Source organism: Adlercreutzia muris (assembly GCF_041223505.1).
Classification (GTDB): Bacteria; Actinomycetota; Coriobacteriia; order Coriobacteriales; family Eggerthellaceae; genus Adlercreutzia; species Adlercreutzia muris.
The window spans coordinates 148673-167867 of record NZ_JBCLQK010000002.1; the positions used below are offsets into that span (position 1 = coordinate 148673).

Here is a 19195-nt window from a genome sequence, read left to right on the forward strand (position 1 = left end):
ACAAGGTTTTCAGAAGGAGCTTAGAACTCCCGTCCCTCATAGAGCTTGGCAGACAGAAACGCGCTCGCGACGTAGATGGCAGCGACGACGAGCAGCATGGCCACGGCGAGGAACAGGTAGTTGTTGCCGGTGTCGAGCCACTGCACAAGGCCCGCAAGCGCGCTGTCGATGGCCGCGCCGTCGCCAATGAAGCCGATGGCGGCGGACATGACCAGCACGACCACGAGCGGCACGATGCGCGCGCCGCGGGTCATGCCGAAGCGCGTGATGAGGGGCAGCGCCACCGATGAGCCCACGGCGATGACGACCACGGTTCCCGCAGTCGCCCCGATGATCAAGGCCGGCGGATTCGCCTCGGCCGTCAGTCCCGCCGGCGCCGTGCCCGCGGGCAGCGCGGTTGCCACCCCTATGATGACGGCGGCGAGCAGCAGGCCGAAGAGGGCGGCGGCGACCGTGAGCAGCGCGAGGCTCGCATAGCGGCCGAACACCACCTGGCGCCGCGTGATGGGCATGGTGAGCCGGAAGCGCTCCCACCCGTTCTGCTCGTCGGTGGCGGCCAGCGAGAACAGGAACATGAAGGGCAGCATGGCGGTGATGGCGGCTATGGCCCCCACCACCGTGTCGGCGACGACGCCCATGAATACCGCGATGATGAGGCAGATGCCGACAAGTTGCAGCAGGGCGCTGCGCATGGTGGAAAAGTCGGCTACGATCATGGTTTTCATCGGGATTCCCCCTTCAGCATCAGCGTCATGTAGTCTTCGATGGTGGCCTTGTCCACGACCAAGTCGGGCAACGCGCGGGCGGCGGCGAAACGGTCGGGCACGAGCACGTCCACGCCGTAGTCGTGGCGCATCACGCGCAGGGCGCCCGGGGCGAACAGGTCGGATGCGAGGAGCGCCTCTACCTCGGCGGCGCGGCAGCGGGCCACGCCGGCCTCGTCGGTGATGACGTCCTTGGGCTTCGTGAACACCATGCGGCCGCCGTCGATGCAGGCCACGGTGTCGGCGATCTTCTCCAAGTCGGAGGTGATGTGGGTGGACATGAGGATGCCGCGCTCGCCGGTGGCCATGAAGTCGCGCAGGATGTCGAGCACCTCGTCGCGGGCCATGGGGTCGAGCCCCGCCGTGGCCTCGTCCAGCACGAGCAGCTCGGGGTGGTGCGCCAGGGCGAAGGCCAGCGTCAGCTTCATGCCCATGCCGCGCGACAACTCGCTCACCTTCTTCTTGGGGGCTAACCCGAAGGTATTCAGGAGCCGGTCGAAGAGAGCGGCGTCCCACGTGGCGTAGGCCGCGCGTCCGACGAGGCCCGCATCGCGTACGCGGTAGGTGCTCGGGAAGGCGCAGGTGTCCAGCACCACGCCGATGCGGCTCTTCAGCTCGTCGAGGGCCGCCGAGCCGGGCGTGACGGCCTGACCGAACAGGCGCACGGTGCCCTCGTCGGCGCCGATGATGCCGAGGGTCGCCTTCAGGGTGGTGGTCTTGCCGGCGCCGTTGGAGCCGATGAATCCCACGACGCAGCCCGGCTCCACGGCCAGGTTCACGCCGGCAAGCGCGAAGCCGTCGTAGCGCTTCCCCAGGTTCTCTATGTCGATGAGGTTGGTCATGATGTCTCCTCGTGCGGGGCCGCTGCGCCCCGCGGGTCAGTCTTCTTCCAGCAGCAGGTCCAGCATGGCGTGCAAATCGGCGGGGCCGATGCCGGCTGCGGTCGCCTCGGCCACGGCCCGGGCGAGGTGGGCCTCCACTTGCCGGAGGCGCTCCTCGCGCAAAAGCTCCAGGTTACCGCCGGCAACGAAGGAGCCCTTGCCCTGCACCGTGTCGATAAAGCCCGCCTCCTCCAGTTCCGCGTAGGCCCGCTTGGTGGTGATGACGCTGATGCGCAAATCGTTGGCCAGGGCGCGGATGGAGGGCAGCGGGTCGCCTTCGGCCAGTTCACCGGCCATGATGGCCCCCTTGATCTGGCGTGCGATCTGCTCGTAGATGGGCTCGCTGCTTCCGTTCGCTATGATGATGTCCAAAGGTCCTCTTTCGCGAGGCGCTCGCTTGCGCGGCATCGTCCTGCCGTGATGCGGCTTCCGCGACTCGTTTCTGTGGGATGCCGCGGCTTGGTCGATGCGAGCGAGCTTGCACCTCTCGGTCTGCCCTCCCCGCTGTCGGCGTCCCTTCACCGGCGAGGGCGTGAATAGTGTATATACCCTACAAGCACAGTATATACACACCTATACACACCCGTCAAGGGGTTTCTGGCAGTCTCGTCGTAAAAGACCAAGCGCTACGCCCCGCGTGGCGACTTGCATCGTGCGAGCCGGCCGCCGTCGTGCTGTGAGGGGTCGCCTTTTTCGTTGACAGGGGCGGTAAACTTCGCCATACTGGGCAATGGGTTTGGGGACGATGATTTGTGGAAGGAACCATCATGGCCGCAACGATTCGACCCTCTTTGATTCTGAATATGGATGTGGACGAGCGTCGGTACTCTGACGATCTGGTGGCGGAGATCAAGCGCTCTTATTCCTATGTGGCGCCCAGCGTGGTGGCGCCTGTTGCCGCGAGCGACGGCGAGCCTATCGAACATACCATCCGCCTCGTGGTGCGCATGCATCACCCCTATTGGGACGCGAATGACGAGGCCTCCCAGGGGCAGTGGGCCGCCGGCGCTGAGGCTGGCGTTGCGCCGCTTATGTTCGCGCCGGAGTTCACCGTCGAGCGTGGGTGCTGGGGCATCGAGTACGCCGACGGCACCGAGCACCTCTTCGACAGCGCTGCCGAGGCCTTCCTCGCATAAGTTCTTACGAATGCTGGCGCCGAACGAGGGCGCGGGCATCGTCCTGTTCTGTCATCAACCGACCCGAGGGGGATACCGTGGACAACATTCTGGGACTGTTCGAGAAGCTGGAGAGCCAGAGCCTGCGCGTGCGGCCGAACCGCTGCGTGGTGGTGCGCAACCGCAACGCCACGTGCCGCCGCTGCGCTGCGGCTTGCCCGACCGGCGCCATTGCCGTGGAGGGTAACGATCTTATGATCGCGCCCGAGCAGTGCGTGGGCTGCGGCACCTGCGCCACGGTGTGCCCTACGGCGGCCCTGGAGGCCCGGAAGCCCGATGACAAGGAACTGTTGAAGGCCGCGGTGGCCGCCATGCAGGCCAACGACGGCGTGGCGGTTATCATTGACGAGGCCATGCGGGCCGCCGCCGAGGGCCGCTGCGATCCAGGGAAGGTGGCCGTGGTGAAGCACCTGGGGCGGGTGGACGAGAGCCTCATCGCGGTGCTCGCAGCGGGCGGGGCCTCCTCGATCGTGCTGGTGGCGGGCCCCGCAGCCGCCGAGAAGGCCGCGACCGGCACCGTCGGCGACAGCGTCGCCGACGGGACCGAGGGCGAGGCGCGGGCGTCCCAGGCCGCCGAGGCCGACGCTGCCGAGGCCAGCGTGGAGACCGGCGTGGAGGCCGTGGCCGACGAAACGGCCCAGCGCGTGCGCGATACGGCCGCCCTGCTGCTGGAAACCTGGGGGAGCGACGCTGCGGTGAAGCTGACGGGCAAACTGCCCCGCTCGGTGCGCCTGGCCGAGCCCGCTGAGTTCGACACGGGCCGCCGCGGCTTCTTCTCCGCCATGCGCGACGAGGCCCGGGCCGCCGCCACCATCACGGCCGAGCACGTGGTGCGCGAGAAGCTGGGCATGGAAGAGCCCGAGGAGCCCGTGTTCGTGAAGGTGAGCGACGACGGCACCCTGCCCCATTTCCTTCCCGAGCGCCGTGGCCGCCTACTTCTGGCCCTCAGCAATATGGGGGAACCGGCCGACGTGATGATCGACACGCCCCTGTTCGGCCACGTCATCATCGATGGCGAGCGGTGCACGTCCTGTCAGATGTGCGCCACGTTCTGCCCCACCGAGGCCATCCACAAGTTCGGCGACGCTGCCACGGCCGCCGAGACCGGCAAGCCCTTCGGCATCGACCATTACACGGGCCGCTGCGTGCAATGCCACTGCTGCGAGGACATCTGCCCCACGGGCGCGCTGACGCTTTCGACCGATGTGTTCGCCACCGACGTCACCCGCCGCGGTCGCTCCGAGCGCATCGAGATGCGCCCCCGCAAGTACCAGGTCAGCAGCCCGAAGTCCATCGTGAACGCCATGAGCGACCTGCTCGGCGTCCCCAACGTCTACGAGCGGTAAGGAGGAGGCGGAGGCGACCCTTCGCGCTCACTGGTAGGTGCGGGCGGCCCTATATGTCGAACACCGATATGGCCTGGACGTCGGGAGTGATGAGGTAAGGCTTTGGCGTTTGGCAGATGACGGACCCGAAGCCCACCTCGTAGTCGCCCATGCCCTCGAGAGCGGTGAAATTCTTCAGCGCGTCTTTCGTGGGGTTCGATGCCATTTTTATCTCCACGGGATGTAGCACATGGCCCTCCTCGATAACGAGGTCGATCTCGCGTTTCCTCGCGTCCCGATAGAAGTGCACTTGCCGTGTATCGGCGCCGCAATTATCGAATGACTTCAGCACTTCGGTCACTACGAAGGTCTCATACATATGACCGGCCATAGCGCCTCTCCGCAGCGTCTCGGGGCTATTCCAGGCCGAGAGGTAGCAGGCGAGGCCGGTGTCCGTGAAAAAGAGCTTAGGGGTTTTTGCCAGCCGCTTGGTCGTGTTCGCCCAGAAAGGCCGGAGCAGATGAATGACACCGGAGGCCTCCAGCGCCGAGATCCACCCCTGCACGGTTGCCACGTCTACGTTCACCGTGTTCGCAATGTCGCTCATGTTGAGCAGCTGTCCCGTTCGAGCGGCACAAGCGATCATGAAGTCATGGAAGGTCCGCTCGTTCCTCACCTGGACCAGCTCGCGCACATCGCGCTCGATATAGGTACGTACGTAGGAACGGTAATAGGCTTGCCAGTCGATACGATCGTCAAGGAGCTCTGGCATTGAGCCACGATGGATATGAGCCCACAGGTCGAAAGGAGCGGGAGCCTTTTGCCTTGCGGGGGAAATTTTTTCAGGAACGTAGGGCGAGCGCTTGAGGGTGCCCGTCACCTCACGGAGGGACAGCGAGCGCATTTCCAGGATGCCGACGCGGCCTGCCAGAGACTCGCTCACCCCGTGCATCAGACGGTAAGTTTGCGAGCCGGTGAGCACGATGGCCCCCTTCTGGGGCGATGCGTCAACGAGGTTTTTTATGCGCATGAACAGATCGGGCGCATGCTGTATCTCGTCGATGAGAATCGGAGGCTCGTTTTCCATGAAGAACAGGGCCGAGTCGTCCTGAATACGGCCAAGGAGGTCGAGGTCATCCAAGGTGACATAGGCATAGCGATCGCTCAGCATATGGCGCAACATGGTGGTTTTTCCCACCTGTCGAGGGCCCGTAACGAGGACGACCTTGAATTGGTTGAGGTAGGAGAGCACGGTGTCTTGCATCTCGCGGGCTACGTACATGGATCACCTTTCTGTATTTGCCGGCGTCCCTCATCGTAGCATGTGAAAATTTTGAATACAATTCTAAATTTTCACATGCCATCTTCCCCAGAGCCTAGCAGGGCCTGGTTCGCATCCCCAGACCCCCTTGCAAGCAGCGAACTATGCGCGAGAGGTGGGGGAGGGCATCTACGTGGTTCCCCTTCGCGCATTGGGGCAATAATGCGGAGTGAGGAGGGGCTCTTGCGGCCGATAGGGCCGATGGCCTGCTCGACATCGAGCAGTCGATGTCATTGATGCCGGCGAATCCTATAACGTCATCTGCGGTATCGGCCAGGCGGACGACTTCATGAGCCAGCCGAGCTCTCTCAACGCTGCCGTCATTGGCGCCCCCTGCATGCAAAAAGCCCCCGGTGGGAGAGGCTCGCGTTCCCCATATCCCTTGCAACGCGAATCTCTCCCAGCGGGGGCTTTCTTGGTGGCTCCGGGCGGGGCGGCCCTGCCCGGTGGTCCCGGCGGCTGGGCGGCCCTGTTCGGAGCCGGCGAAACGTGGGGCCGTCTTGCCCGGTACGGGCGTCCCACGGCGGGTGGTGCGGGTGCCGGCCTCCCGGCGGGCGAATGAGTGCCGGGAGGCCAACGTGAAGCAGGCGTCGACGGCCGCCCCAAAAGCCGCGGTTGGGGTGGTGCGGCTCGGAGGGGGGAGGCGGGGCGACCGTTTCGCCTAAGCGGAAATGGTGTCGTCAGGGGCGATCTCCTTCAGGTAGATGCTCGGTGCGGTGGTGGCGATGCGCTCGCCGCGGCGCAGGCGCACGCGGCCGATCTCGAGCTTCAGGTGCTCGGCGGTCACGAGGTCCAGGGCGGTGAACCAGCTCGCCGCCAGGCGCTCGCCGGCTTTGCCCGCGGCGGCGTACAGGCGGCGAATGTCAGCGGCGCGGGCCGTTTTCTGCTTCTCTGCGGGCATGACCGTGGCGTCGAAATAGTCCCGCGTGGGGAAGAACCCGTTCACGAAGCCGGCCAGCACGAGCAGGGAAGGCTCCTGGCCGATCACGGAGGTCGGGCCGCCCACGCGCACCGCGGCCCCCTCGTCCTCGAAGACGGGGGCTGTCATGCGGCGGCGGCCCCGCTCGCTGAGGGCGCGGGCGCTCTGGTCGGCGGTCTCAACGTCGGCCGCGGCCGCCTCGGCCGACGACGGGGCCGTAAGGGCGCGGGCCAGGGCCGTGGCCCGCGCTGCGGCGTCCTCGTCCAGGTCGAGGCCGGCGGCCAGGGCCGCGATGAGCGAGTCGCCCTCAAGGCCGGCCGCGGAGGCGAGCAGGGCGCGCCCCTCGCCATAGGCGGCAGCAATGCGGCCGAGGCCGCCCGTCAGCGCTCCATCGGCCGCCTCGGCCAGGGCGTCCAGCGCCTCCACAAGGCCCATGCCCTGGGCTGTGGCGGCCGTGCGCAGGTCGGCGAAGGCGGCGCTGTTGGCCAGGTAGTCGCCGAAGCCGCACCAGCAGCGCCAGGCCAGGGCGTCGCGCGGGTCGGCGACCAGGGCCAGGGCCGTGAGCAGTCGGGCTGCGGCGCAGCGATCCAGGTCGCGGTAGTCGCCCACGGCCACGCGGCCCTCCACGGGCGAGCTTGCGGCAATGCCGCGCTCCCGCAGGGCGCCGACGATCTGCCGGCTCCAGGCCGGGTGGAAGGCGAGCACGTGCACGGCCCCGGGCGCGGTGCCCGCAGCCAGGGCCGCTTCCACGGCATCGGCCACGGCCGCCATTTCGGCTGCGGGGCTCTCCGTCGCCAGGGCCGTGAAGGAAGCCCGGGCCGCCGCCTCGTCAACGGCGGGAACCTCCTCGTCGGGAAGGGCCTCGGCCCGCAGGCGGCCAGCGGCGACCGCGGCGGCGGCACAGCGGTGGCTCTCCGTGAGCGTGATGCGCTCGCAAGCCCCATTGGCCTGGGTGAACTCGCCGATGCCCTCGGCGTAGGGATAGCTGTCGAACACCTCGGTGCAGGCGGCGGCATCGGCGGCCACGGCCACGGTGTCGCGGGCCAGCAGGTTCGCCAGGTGCTGGGAGGCGCGGGAGAGCATCTGGTAGTCGTCCACGACCACGTGGCGGCGGCCGGCGGCGGCCAGAGTCGCCTCGTCGGCCAGCAGGAAACGCACGGCCATGGCCGCGGCTTCCGGCTCCAGCACGGCCCCCGTGGTGTCCAGCACAGCCTTCAGCAGGGCGTGCACGTCGGCCTCCTCGCCGGGGATGAGCCAGTCGCCGTTGCCGTCGGCGTCTTCCACCAGCTCGGTCCAGCTGCGGTAGAAGAACTTCAGCATCTCCTTGAGGCGACGGTTCTTCAGGCCGCTCACCTTCATGTCCTCCATGATGAAGCCCATCTCCAGCGGCGTGGCGATGCGCCCGGTCCGTCCGCTGAAGGCCCGGCCGGCCTCGCAGGACAGCAGGTCGGTGGCGACGAAGCGCGGGCAGGTGACCGTGATGCCCCGGGCGGCCGTGCCGCAGGTTTCGCCCAGGCACCGCTCTAGGGTGCGGGCCGCATCGGGGGTGGCGGCCAGCACCAGCACGTCGTGGGGCGCGGCACCCGCCTCCAGCAGGGTGGCGATGTGCTCGATGAGCCACGTGGTCTTTCCGCAGCCCGTCGCTCCCTCGACCAGTATGGCGCGGGGGGTGGGGGCAAGTTCGATGGCCATGGTTTCCTCTCTCTCGCACGCGCGGATCTCCGCGCATCTCGTGTCTTTCCCGGGGAAGAAGCACGGGGTGCTTGCTCCCTGGGAAAGACCGCTCGCGAACGGTCTTTCCCGAAAGGGGAGGGCGGCCGGCCGGGCCTGCGGAAGCAGGGCGATCCGTCGAGGAGCCGGCTCGTCCTGCTCCGGGCGCGAAGCCGGCTGCCAGGAGGGGGCGTCTCTCCAGGCGCAGGTCGGCCGCCGAGGGGGCTAGGAGGCGGCCACGGTGTCCTCGTCTTCCACGACGACGGTCACCGGTGCCGTGGCCTTCTTCGGCAAAAACGGCATGGTGATGGCCCGGGTGGGGCAGGCTTCCACGCAGGCGCGGCACTTGGTGCACTCCGAGAAGCTCATGCCCGCTTCGGGATGGCGCACGTTGATGCCCTGGGGGCACACGGCGGCGCACACCTCGCAGGAGGCGCCCTGGGCGCTCTCGCGGCACTTCGCGTCATCGACGGTGGGCACGAAGGTGCGGTTGGCCTTGCCCAAGAGGCTCATGAACGCGCTGATGGGGCAGAACGTGCTGCACCACTTGCGGAAGAACACCACTTCGGCCGCAAGGAGCGCCGGCACGAGGATGACGCCCCAGGCCACGTCGCCGAAGGCGAACAGGCGCATGACCAGCACGATGGTGGCGAAGGTGAGCCCGATGGGGCAGATGAGGCAGAACACGGGGAAGCCGAACACGGCCGCCGATACCAGCGAGCCGCCGAGGATAACGTGGCGGGAATCGAGCCTCGCCCGCTTCTCGGCGCAGGAGGAGCAGCCGCCAGCGCAGCCCTTAAGCGCACGCTCCTCCTCGGCGGTGAGCGGTGCGGCCTCGTGGACGGCCTCGACGGCTCCCTCGGCGGACCCGTTGGTGCTCTTCACGGCCACCGTGGCCTTCACCAGCGGATTCTCGTTGGCGGGCAGCACGCCGGTGCCGGTCATGTCGGTGTTCGAGGTCTTCTTCGAGAAGACGCCGCGGATCTTCGACACCACGGGCACGGGGCAGATCCAGCCGCAGAAGGCGCGGGCCAACAGCAGGATGAGGGCGATGGCGATGACCACGGATACGACCGCCCGGGGAATCATGGTCTTGGTGGCGATCATGGTCATGAGCGCGCCCAAGGGGCACAACAGCGAGATGTCCTGCCAGCCGATGGCCGACAGGGTGCCCACGCCCACATGGGTGGCGAAGCCCACGGCGATGACGCCGATGACGGCGAGGGGAATGATGGTGCGGAGTCGCTTGGTATTCACGCGCGGGCCTCCTTAAGCCTCGAGGGGACGGACGACGATGGCGCGCTCGGTGGCGCCGGCGGAGATGGAGCCGTTCTGCAGCGAGACGCACACGCTCTCGCAGGCGCCGCAGCCGTTGCACGCATCGTCCAGCACGTAGGGGCGGTTGTTCTCGTCCAGGGCCATGGCCTCGTACTCGCAGGCGTCATAGCAGAAGCGGCAGCCGATGAGGCGGTAAGCCAGGCACAGGTCCTGGTTCAGCTCGGCCAGGCCCAAAACGCCGGTCTCGGGGGTGGATCCGGTCTTCAGCGCCTCGGTGGGGCACGATGCCACGCACAGCGGGGTGCCGCCGTTCTCCTCGGTGCACCAGTCGCACCAGTTCGCGCTGAAGTCCATGACGGGAGTGCGCATGTTCAGGATGCCGTCTTCCAGATGGGCCGGGGCGATGACGCCGCGGGGGCACACCTCGTAGCACTTCTCGCAGCGGATGCAGGCCGACACGAGGGCGTCCTCGTCCTGGCCTCCGGGCGGGCGCACGAGCGGGGCGCTGCCGGCGTAGCGCACGGCCCCCAGCCCCAGAAGCGCCGCGGTGCCCCCGAGTCCCACGCACAGGGCGCGGCGCGTGATGACGGGCCGCTGCTCCTTCTTCGGCTGGGCCGCGTCGGGAACCTTCTCCTCCAGTTCAGCCATGGTTTCCTCTTCCTCTCTCATTCGCCCTTGGGGTTGCAGTACTCGGTCGGTGTCGACCGATGGGATGGCGGTGCGCGGCCACCGGGTGCCTCGGCGGCCTCCCATGCGCCGGCGCGCCTACTCGGCTTCCTCCGCGCCGGCGGCGTCGGTGGCAGCCTCGGTCTCGGCAGTTTCCGCCGCCTCGTTCTCGTCGCCGAAGATCTCATCGAAGAATTCCTGCTCCACCTGGATGAAGCCGTCGGTGAGACTCGCGAGGCCCCGGTACAGGCCGCACTGGGCGAAGCGGCGCAAATCGGCGGTCATGAGCGGCACCCAGCTGGCCAGGTGATCCTCCAAAAAGTTGCGCTGGGTGGCCAGCAGGCGCTCCGCCTCGTCCTCGTTGCCGGCCTCGGCCGCCGCCACGATGCGGTCGCCGAGCACGGCCATGAACTCCAGCTCCAGGGCCAGGTGATCCTCGGATTCCTTCCAGGTGGGCAGCTTGTCGAGGCCCTCGCTGCGGTACACGGCGAGCACCTCGTCGCGGGCCTCCTGCATCATGAGGCGCTTGGGGGAGGTGTAAACCGACTCGAAGGGATAGGCGGCGGAGTAGGCGTCGATGCCGTGGCCGATGAAGGCGCGCACGTAGTCGACGGCCAGATCGGTAATGGCGTGGGCGTCGGCCCCGGACAGGTAGGCGGCGATGGTGCGGTAGCCGGCGTCCACGGCGGTGTTGCCCGTGGCGGCCGGGAAGCGCATAGCCTTCAGCTCGGCCAGGAACTCCTCGTCCACTTCCACCCGGTACAGGCGGGCCAGCAGGCGGTAGACGGCACAGCGCTGGGTCGTGAGCTCGGCCAGGGCTGCCAGGTCGGCGGCCTCCTCGGCGGCAAGGTCGGTGGTGACGGTATCGGTCATGGGAATCTCCTCTGTGTCGGGGAAGGCGAGGAAACCTCGTCCATTCCAGTGGTTCCAGGGGGTGCGGGGCCGCGATGGCGCCCGTCCGGTCCCGCAGTCCGGGCGGCTACTGGCCGTCAGCTGCGGGCGCGTCGCCGGCGGCTTTGGCCTCGGCGGCCTGGGCCGCCACGAGATCGGCCACCAGGCGCTGGCCCTCCTGGCCGACCGTGGTGATGCGCCAGCTCTTGTCGCGCCATTCCACGGCATCGCAGCGCTCCAGCTTGTCGACGAAGTGGGGAGCGTACAGGCGCGGGCTCTTCAGCAACTCGTCGTTGTCCACGGCATCGTTGATGGTCGGGATGGTGGCGCCGCCCTCCTGGGCGGTCAGGTTCAGGATGCGCTCGTAGATGGTGGCGTAGCGCGCATCCTCGTTCAGCAAGTCGGTCAGACGGGCCAGGGGCGCATCGGCCTCGGCATGGGCCATCCCCTCGGCGGTGGCCACCCAATGCGCGGCCGGGGCCTCGGCGGCCTCGTAGTAGGACACGCCGTCCACTTCCACGAGCACCGGCTCTGGATCGCCCTCGGGGTAGGGCTCGCCGTCGGCGGTCACGCGCGTAAGGCCGCCGGCCCGTTCGAGCAGATTGGCCAGGCTCGCGGGAGTGTACACGGAGAAGTTGTCGGCCTGTAGGCGATTCACCTCGGCGTCCAGGGCATCGGCGGTCTGGGGGGTGGCACAGAAGGTCAGCATGCCCATGAGCGTCTTGCGGCGCGGGGCCATGGACTGGAACAGGTCGTCGATGCGCTCGGCGGCCGGGCGCGTGTCCACTTTGGGGGCCGGCTCGTCGGTGTGGGGCGTGCCCAGGTAGCCTTCGGTTACCGCCTCGGCATCCTCTTCGACCTCATCGTCGAAAGCGCCCAAGGGGTCGAAGCCCACAGAATCGTCCAGTGCCAGATCGAGAAACGAGGAATGGTCTTTCATATCATCCGCCCTTTGAACAAATGCTTGCATTCCGCTCTCGCGCGCAGCGAGAGATGAACCTCGCCCCCGAGGTTCCACTTTTGCAAACATTGTCCGTCTGAGAATTCAGGCGGTATCCCCACGCCGCATCATAGGCTAGCGCCCCCGAATCCGTCAAGGGGCAATTCTGACCGTGCCTATCATCTTTGGGCGGGGTTTGGTGGGAGCTTGGTGGGAGCTTGGTGGGAGCTTGGTGGGAGCCGCCATCTCTGCATGGAGCGACAAGCCCGGGCTCGCGGGACAAAAGGCGACGGGGCCGGGGTGCCGGTCATGCTGACCTTTCTTTTGCCGGCCTTGCGGAAGGCGGCACCCCGCCTAGGCTCCGTAACGCTCGGCCACCCAGCGCTCCGTCACTTCCGCGAAGGCCCGGGTGGCCGCTGAGGCGGTGTCCCAGGAGCGCACGGCCAAGTAGATCTCCCGGTCGCAAGGGCGCTCGGGCGGCAGCACCGCCAAGGGGAACAGGGGTCTTGCGAGGATGAGGCTCGGCAGCACGGAGAAGCCTAGGCCGGCGCTGACCATGGACATGACGGCGTAGTCCGAATCCACGGTGAACCGCACGTTGGGAGTCACGCCGTTGGCTTCGAAGAGCGCTTCCATCTCCGAGGGCCGCGCGTTGCCCTGGAGCTGGACGTAAGGCTCGCTTTCCAGGGCCTCAGTGGGGAAGGTGTCGGCCCCGGCCAGGGGATGGTCGGGCGGCAGCACCACGAGCAGGGGGTCGGTGTGCAGGGGCACCGCATCCAGGGAGCGTCGCTCGGGGGCCACGGAGAAGGCGCAGTCGGCCCGACCCTCCCAGGTGGCCTCCACCAGCTCTTCCTCGTCGTCGATGCACAGCAGCTTCAGGTCGATCTTGGGGTACTGGGCGAGGAAGGCCTTGGCGATCTGCGGGAACCACTCGATGGCGGCGCTCGTGAAGGCCCCCACGCGCACGAGGCCCCCCTCCCGGTGGCTCAGCTCACGCACGCGGGTGGCCAAGGCGTGCTCGTCGGCGTTGATCGCTTGCACAAGACCGAGCACTTCGCGGCCCTCGGTGGTGAGGTGCACGCCGCCGTACTCGCGCAGGAACAGCGTGAGTCCCAGCTCCTGTTCCAGGGCGTTCACCAAATAGCTGATTCCGGCCTGGGTATAGCCTAATTCCGCAGCGGCTCCCTTGAAGCTGCCGCAGCGGGCGGCGGCCAGGAACGCATCGTAGCGCTGATTGGCCATAGGAATCCTCCCTTTCGTTGTGCGCTTGCATAAGTATAAGACTTTCTTGAAATGTTTTACAAGAATTCTCGTTTTACTTTTACTGCACGGGCGCGTACCATGGCAGCCGTTCCTCAATCAGACGAAACGAGGCTCCCGTCAGGGAGCTTGGCAATGTGCGCCCGCAAAGGGCCGCCCGTGCTGCGTCGCGGGTGCAATAGGGAAACAGAAAGCGAGGGGAGGATACTATGGGTCGTTGGAAAGAGGCGCGGTGGCCCTATCTGGCCTTCGTGCTCATCGAGGTCGTCATCTTCGGATCGGGCAGCGCGGTGACGAAGTTCGCCTACGAGTCCATCTCGCCGCTGTGGTGCTTGGCTGTGCGCTTCGGTCTGGCCACGCTCGTGTTCGCCCTGTTCTTCGGTCGGCGCATGTACCGCCGTCTGCGCACGGCGCGGGTGCGGGCATGGCTGCCGGCGGCCTTAGGGATGGCCATCTCCTACCTGTGCTGCAACGTGGCCCTCGATCTGACGACGGCCACCAACGTGGGCTTCCTCGTGGCGCTGCCCGTGGTGTTCGCCCCGTTGCTCTCGGCCGTTGTGGGGCGTACCCGCTATCCGCGGGCTCTCATTCCCTTCCAGGGGGCCGTGGCCGCGGGCCTCTACCTGCTGTGCAGCCAGGGCGGCAGCCTCTCGGTCGGCGCGGGCGAGCTGATGGCCCTTGGTTCCTCAGTGGCGCTCGCGGTGGCCCTGGTGTTCGGCAAGGAGGCCCTGGCTGAGCTGGATGCCGTCACAGTGGCCGGAACCCAGATCGCCGTGGCGTTTCTGCTCTGCCTCGGCTGCGCCATCGTCCTCGAGCCGCCGGTGAACCTGGCGGCGGTTCAGCCCGTGGCCTGGGGCATCATCCTGTTCCTGGCGCTGTTGTCCACCTGCCTCACGTTCTTCCTCCAGAGCGTGGCCCTCGACCGCCTCTCCTCTACCACGGTATCGCTGCTGCTCACGGGCGAGCCGGTGTTCACGGCCCTGTTCGCCTACTGGTGGCTGGGCGAGACGCTCTCGGTCACGGGCTTTGTCGGCGCGGTGCTCATCGTGGCCACGGTTATCGCCGCTACCTATGTGGACGGTCGCGCGGATGCCCCTGTCGCCCCCGCCGCCCCGGCGACTGCCGCTGCGCAGCGCACACCCTCGGCGGTTGCGGTCAGTGGCGGCACGATTGCCCCCGGCGCGCTCGCGCCGGTATCCGTGCCGGCGGTCGCTGCGGTCCCTGGTCCGGCCGCACCACGGGTGGCCTTCGGCTTCCGTGCCGGTTCCCACTACGGGCGCCGCCTCGGTCTGGGATCGTGGGTGCTGGCCCGGACGGGACGCGGCGAGGATTCCCTGGCCGCCTAGGGCCGGAAACGGCGACCATTGATATTCCCGGGCTTCCCGCGCCCCGGCAGGTGCGGCCCTGGCCGTCTGCATTTCAAGGGCCCCCGGCGCGAGATCGGACGCGCTCGGGGCCCTTCCCTATTCAGAAACGATGACCCCAAGGCGCCGGGCGAGGGCAGCGGCCTGGTACACGTTCATCTTCGTGCCGTAGATCTCGGCCATGGTGTCCGATAGCGACACCCCTTCCAGCTGGCAGGTGGTGAAGTCCAGACCGAGCAGCGCTGTGCGGAAGAAGCTCGTGCCGACGAAGCGGTCGTCGTCGAGCAGGACGTAGTGCAGCTCCATCTCGGTCATGTCGGCGCCGGAGAAGTCGCAGCGCGTAGCCTCCACGCCCCACCAGCGGCAGCGATTCTGGGCGCTGTAGGCCAGCGTGCAGTCGGTGAAGGACACCTGCTCTAGGTTCGCCTCCATGAACGATGCGCCGGTCAGCTTGCAGTTCTTGAAGGTGCAGCGGGTGAAGCCGACGTTGTCGAAGGAGGTGTTGGCGAAATCGCAGTCCTCGAACGCCGTATCGGTGAACAAGGCCCCGGTGAAGTCGCAGTCGGCCAGGTGGCAACTGGCGAATCGGGCACCGGCTGCCTCCAGCTCGCAGAACGCTTCGCCGGTTAAGTCGAGGTCGCGCGCGTCGATGGCCTCCAGGGAGGTGTCCGGGCCGCTCAGCAGCTCGTCGGCCTCCAGGGCGTGCAGCTCTTCGGGAATGGTCGGCAGCACGAGGGTCCGTTGGGCCGCCGCGCGATCGAAGGCGGTCTGCACGGTATCGGAAAGCGTGGCCATGGGCATCCTTTCGTCGGGGAGGTGCCGCCATTGTACTACGGGTTGCGGAGCCGGTCGGGAGCCTTCGATGGGAGATCGTGCAGTCGCGCTCGAAGCCCCTTTGTATCTGAAGAGCGGAATCTTGTGCAGTAAACGCCGCGAGATAGACATCGTCAAGCTGGGAAGCGCCGAAGAAAAAGGCTCCTGCTGAAGGCTTCTGAGTCTTCCCAGGTCAGAATTGCCCGGTAAGGCAACCTGGCAGAGAGCTTCAGTCAAGATATCTACCTCGCGGCGTTTGCTGCACAGAAAACCGTTCTTCGGAAACAAAAATGACCAGTGCGGGAATGGCTGGAATAAGATGACTTGAAAGGTCGTCTGCGGATTCCCTGCCGATGCGGCGGTGGAGGAGGCACCGAGCGATCCGGTGACGGAAGGCTAAGTCTCGGTTATACAGGTTTGTTCGGAAAGCGGGTCCTTCGGGACCCGTTTTTTCTCGTGGGACCGGTTCGAGAGCGCAAGACCCGCGATGGTGAGCCCAAGACCCCCGACGATGGGCGCAGTGAGCGGCTCGCCCAGCACGATGACGGAGGCGGTGCCCGTCAGCGCCGGTACGAGACGGGCCGGGTAGGCAGGCTCATGCGTTGCGCAGCTCAAGGGAGCAAAAGGGCGTTGACAAGCCAATTCCAGATAGCGGTTTCGTCGAGGTGATCTTTGTTGGCGACGGTTTGGGACATGCCGGCCATGATGACGTACAGGAACTGCGAGGCGGTTTCGACGTCGAGGTCGGCCGGAAGAGCACCAAGTTTGACACCGTGAGCGAGGACATTTTGGTACGATCGAGAGGTCTTCTGAGCTACCGATGCTCGATGGGCGGCCAGGGCTGGGATACGTGTGGATTGCAGGTCAATCTCGGCCATGACGCGGTGGCGCTCTACATCATCGTGAAAACTAGCGATGGAGCGTTGCCCCAAGGCGATGAGCTGTGCACGGTAGGAAACTGCATCGGTGGTTGCGCACAGGCCGTCGTCGCTTTCAGTGGGAATGTGCATGGCATCGTGAACAGCCAGCAGAATATCTTCCTTCGATTGGAAGTAGTAGTAGATCGAGGGCTTCGTGATGCCGACGGCGTCGCATAATTTCGAGAGAGAGGCCTTGTCGTAGCCATATTCGGCGATGAGATGATACATCGCATCGATGATTTTTTGCCGCGTTGCGTTGTCTGCTGCCATAGCGAGTCCTTCTGGGCTGATCTGCGTCTTTGGCCGGGAAAGTGCCGATTCGCCCCGGCTGCCTCTCTACGATTCCGAAAATTATGAAAAAAAGTATAGCAAAACAACAAGTGAGTTGATATAGTTTACCTACCGATCGGTAGGTAAACAAAAGGGTTTGTCAGTAGGGGCGCTACCGGGAATCGACCGAAGAGGGCGATTTCAAAGGGCGCCGAAACGCGGAAGCGTACGAAAGGACGCCTTATGTATGAGAAGTACCGTTATCCTGGTGAATTCGAAGAACGATCGGACGTGTTCGTGACATGGATGCCTCCCTCTATCGGATCGAATGAGCACGATTGCCGCGTGCCCTGCATCGAGATCATCAAAAATCTCATCGATCACGTGCGCGTACACGTAAATTGCGGGCAAGAGGGCGCCCTTGAGGAGGCGCGTCATCGTTTGAGTGAGGCGGGGATCGATCTTGGCAAGATCGTCTTCACTCAATTCGAGGATACGAACTTCTACGTACGCGACAACGGACCTAATGTCATGATCGACGACGAGGGGAACCGGCTGTTGGTGAATCCCAACTGGAGTTACTACGGCGTATATGATCCTGCCGAGCCGTCCATGCAGCTTGCGCGTCAGGCGGGGTTGCACGAGGGCATCTCATTGGGCATCTACGATGTGGTTAACTCCGATCTCGTGTCCGAGGGCGGCGATCGTGAGTTTAACGGCCGGGGCGTGCTTATCGCCATCGAAGACACCGAGGTGCGCAAGCGCAACCCGGGTCTTACCACCGAAGAGGTGGAGGCGGAGCTCAAGCGCATCTACAACCTTGACAAGGTTATCTGGCTGCCCCAACCTTTGGTGGAAGATGACGACTATCGTCTGGGCCCCCTCGACCACAAGGAAGACGGTACACCGGTATTTGGTATGAGCTTCGCCGCCCATGCGGATGAGATGTGCCGGTTCGTTACTGAGAATAAGGTTCTCCTGGCCGAGGTGACTGACGAGGAAGCGGCCGTGAGCGAGGCCGATCGCGAGTCGAAGCGCCGCCTGGATGTCGCCTTCGATATTCTGAGTCGAGCGACCGATGCCAGCGGCAAGCCGTTCGAGATCGTGCGCATGCCCACATCGGTTCCCATTGAGCTTGTCATGGCGCCGGGGGACGAAGACTACGATCTGTACAAGGGCTTCATTGACGAGATGGGCGGCTGCTTTGCCGACGGCACACCCTGGCCGGAGGGCCCGGTGCACTTCTACGCTGCCACCAGCTACTGCAATTTTCTCATTTGCAACGGAGTCGTGATTGGCCAACGCTACTACCGTGAGGGTATGGATCCCGTTGTGAAAGAGAAAGACGAGCGGGCCCGGCTCGTGCTTCAGGAGTGCTTCCCTGATAGGAAAGTGGTCATGGTCGACAGCTTCGCCCTGAATCTCATGGGCGGCGGTGTCCACTGCTGGACGAAGGACGTGGCCGCACCGACGACAGTTGCCTAGCGGCGCGATGCCCGCTCTGCATAGCTATGGAACTTAAGAGAAGGAGACGAGTAATGAGCAACCCCCTGACCGGCCGCGACATCATCAACATCCGCGATCTCACCCAGAAGGAATGGCGCTACTTGATCGACTTGGCTGCCGAGTTGAAGGCCCAGAAGATCGCCGGCGCTGACCAGCATTGGTTTGGCGGCAAGAATGTGCTCGCTAATTTTGAATGGGGCAGCACGCGCACTCGCTGTGCTTTCGAGACAAGCTGCAATGATCTTGGCATGGGCTTTACCTACCTGTCCAACTCCCACGTGAACGACACCGAGACCATCAAGGATTCCATTCGCGTGTTCAGCGAGATGTACGATCTCATTACCTGGCGCGCCCAAAAGGACGAGGCCTATTTGCGTGAGATCGCCGAATACGCGACCGTTCCCGTAATCAGTGCGGTTTCTCTTGGCGATCACCCTACCCAGATGCTGGCAGACGCGCTTACCATGGAAGAGCAGTGGGGTGGCGCACGATCCTGTAAGGGCAAGAAAATGGCGTTCGTGGGCAACGGCGCCGGGGCTCCGCTGTGGTACGGTCGATTGGCGGCCATGATGGATATGGACTTTGCCGTCATCCAGCCCGATAACATTCGTCACCAGATGTGCAAGACGATGCAGGACGACGTGCGCGAATGCTTCGAGCGTTGGGCACCTGAGCGTGAGTTCGTGGTGACGAGCGATTTGGGCAAGCTGCAGGGTCTGGACGTCATCGTGACCGAGGAATGGCGCTATCTGAATCCAGAGTGCGGCGAGGAGGTACTCGATCCCTCGAAGTACGAGTCCTACATGGGCGACGCCAAGGATCTGCTGCCCTATCGTGTCTCCATGGAGACCATGGAACGCACCGGCAACCCCGACGTCTTCGTCATGCACGAGCTGCCCTCGACCCACAATGCCGATCACGCCACGGGGCAGCGTCTGTTGGCCGAGGCGCCCGATGAGTGGTCCCGCGACATTATTCGCACGGGCTTTGAGATCACCGACGAGTGCTTCGAGGCCAATGCCTCGGTCATTTTCCGCGAGGCAGGTAACCGCCAGCACACCATCAAGGCGATGATGTGCGCCGTGCTGGGTCGCTAAGGAATTTAGGGGAGGGTCGCCTGTGCCAGGGTGTCGGCGATGGTCTGGCACAGGCATTTATAACCGCTAGGGGGAGTCATCCCCGCAGAAGCAAA

17 protein-coding genes are annotated in these 19195 nt (G+C 65.5%); 5 read left to right on the forward strand and 12 right to left on the reverse strand.

Annotated elements, in window-relative coordinates; all coding sequences use genetic code 11:
• Positions 1 to 20 precede the first annotated feature (20 nt).
• The 3 genes from AAK988_RS02585 to AAK988_RS02595 are packed head-to-tail and all read right to left on the reverse strand — an operon-like array spanning position 21 to position 2017.
• Entirely contained in the window at positions 21 to 725 is a 705-nt protein-coding gene (locus AAK988_RS02585; protein ID WP_135971695.1) for an ABC-2 transporter permease, read from the reverse strand.
• On the reverse strand, positions 722 to 1606 hold the full coding sequence (locus AAK988_RS02590) for an ABC transporter ATP-binding protein (RefSeq protein WP_151431521.1): 885 nt from the start codon (positions 1604 to 1606) through the stop codon (positions 722 to 724). Before AAK988_RS02590 ends, AAK988_RS02585 begins: the two co-directional genes overlap by 4 nt.
• A 36-nt stretch (positions 1607 to 1642) precedes the next feature.
• Positions 1643 to 2017: a GntR family transcriptional regulator gene (locus AAK988_RS02595; protein WP_136434197.1), complete on the reverse strand. Its 375-nt coding sequence runs from the start codon at positions 2015 to 2017 to the stop codon at positions 1643 to 1645.
• 395 nt (positions 2018 to 2412) lie between these two features.
• On the opposite strand from AAK988_RS02595, the gene AAK988_RS02600 reads away from it, so the two are divergent.
• Both AAK988_RS02600 and AAK988_RS02605 read left to right on the forward strand, forming a co-directional pair.
• Positions 2413 to 2781, forward strand: a complete 369-nt coding sequence (locus tag AAK988_RS02600; RefSeq protein WP_160325168.1) for a hypothetical protein — start codon at positions 2413 to 2415, stop codon at positions 2779 to 2781.
• 77 nt (positions 2782 to 2858) lie between these two features.
• The gene (locus AAK988_RS02605) at positions 2859 to 4166 is read left to right on the forward strand and encodes a 4Fe-4S binding protein (RefSeq protein ID WP_369872744.1); all 1308 of its coding nucleotides are present in this window, start codon (positions 2859 to 2861) and stop codon (positions 4164 to 4166) included.
• Between the two features lie 49 nt (positions 4167 to 4215).
• On the opposite strand, the gene AAK988_RS02610 is transcribed toward AAK988_RS02605, so the two are convergent.
• The 7 genes from AAK988_RS02610 to AAK988_RS02640 form a co-directional block, all read right to left on the reverse strand.
• The gene (locus tag AAK988_RS02610) at positions 4216 to 5427 is read right to left on the reverse strand and encodes an ATP-binding protein (protein WP_369872745.1); all 1212 of its coding nucleotides are present in this window, start codon (positions 5425 to 5427) and stop codon (positions 4216 to 4218) included.
• A 700-nt stretch (positions 5428 to 6127) separates the two neighbouring features.
• A complete protein-coding gene (locus AAK988_RS02615) occupies positions 6128 to 8077 on the reverse strand; it encodes an AAA family ATPase (protein ID WP_369872746.1) in 1950 nt (649 codons plus the stop codon).
• Positions 8078 to 8320: 243 nt separating this feature from the next.
• The gene (locus tag AAK988_RS02620; protein ID WP_369872747.1) at positions 8321 to 9352 is read right to left on the reverse strand and encodes a 4Fe-4S binding protein; all 1032 of its coding nucleotides are present in this window, start codon (positions 9350 to 9352) and stop codon (positions 8321 to 8323) included.
• A gap of 12 nt (positions 9353 to 9364) precedes the next feature.
• Entirely contained in the window at positions 9365 to 10021 is a 657-nt protein-coding gene (locus tag AAK988_RS02625) for a 4Fe-4S dicluster domain-containing protein (RefSeq protein ID WP_369872748.1), read from the reverse strand.
• A gap of 117 nt (positions 10022 to 10138) precedes the next feature.
• Positions 10139 to 10912, reverse strand: a complete 774-nt coding sequence (locus AAK988_RS02630; protein ID WP_369872749.1) for a TorD/DmsD family molecular chaperone — start codon at positions 10910 to 10912, stop codon at positions 10139 to 10141.
• A 106-nt stretch (positions 10913 to 11018) separates the two neighbouring features.
• Positions 11019 to 11870, reverse strand: coding sequence for a hypothetical protein (locus tag AAK988_RS02635; protein ID WP_369872750.1), 852 nt, complete (start codon positions 11868 to 11870; stop codon positions 11019 to 11021).
• Positions 11871 to 12224: 354 nt separating this feature from the next.
• Complete coding sequence (locus AAK988_RS02640) at positions 12225 to 13112, reverse strand: LysR family transcriptional regulator (RefSeq protein ID WP_369872751.1); 888 nt, start codon at positions 13110 to 13112, stop codon at positions 12225 to 12227.
• A 227-nt stretch (positions 13113 to 13339) separates the two neighbouring features.
• Between AAK988_RS02640 and AAK988_RS02645 the strand changes: the two genes are divergently transcribed.
• Positions 13340 to 14476, forward strand: coding sequence for a DMT family transporter (locus AAK988_RS02645; RefSeq protein WP_369872752.1), 1137 nt, complete (start codon positions 13340 to 13342; stop codon positions 14474 to 14476).
• 117 nt (positions 14477 to 14593) lie between these two features.
• On the opposite strand, the gene AAK988_RS02650 is transcribed toward AAK988_RS02645, so the two are convergent.
• Complete coding sequence (locus tag AAK988_RS02650) at positions 14594 to 15289, reverse strand: pentapeptide repeat-containing protein (protein ID WP_369872753.1); 696 nt, start codon at positions 15287 to 15289, stop codon at positions 14594 to 14596.
• A gap of 629 nt (positions 15290 to 15918) precedes the next feature.
• Positions 15919 to 16497 carry a TetR/AcrR family transcriptional regulator gene (locus AAK988_RS02655; RefSeq protein WP_160307322.1) on the reverse strand — a complete coding sequence of 193 codons (579 nt, stop codon included), beginning with the start codon at positions 16495 to 16497 and terminating at the stop codon, positions 15919 to 15921.
• Positions 16498 to 16740: 243 nt separating this feature from the next.
• On the opposite strand from AAK988_RS02655, the gene AAK988_RS02660 reads away from it, so the two are divergent.
• Together AAK988_RS02660 and AAK988_RS02665 are read left to right on the forward strand one after the other, a co-directional pair.
• Positions 16741 to 17982 (forward strand): agmatine deiminase family protein, encoded by a 1242-nt coding sequence (locus AAK988_RS02660; RefSeq protein WP_160324605.1) that lies wholly within the window; start codon positions 16741 to 16743, stop codon positions 17980 to 17982.
• Positions 17983 to 18035: 53 nt separating this feature from the next.
• Entirely contained in the window at positions 18036 to 19100 is a 1065-nt protein-coding gene (locus AAK988_RS02665) for an ornithine carbamoyltransferase (RefSeq protein ID WP_150839235.1), read from the forward strand.
• The last annotated feature ends 95 nt before the right edge of the window (positions 19101 to 19195 follow it).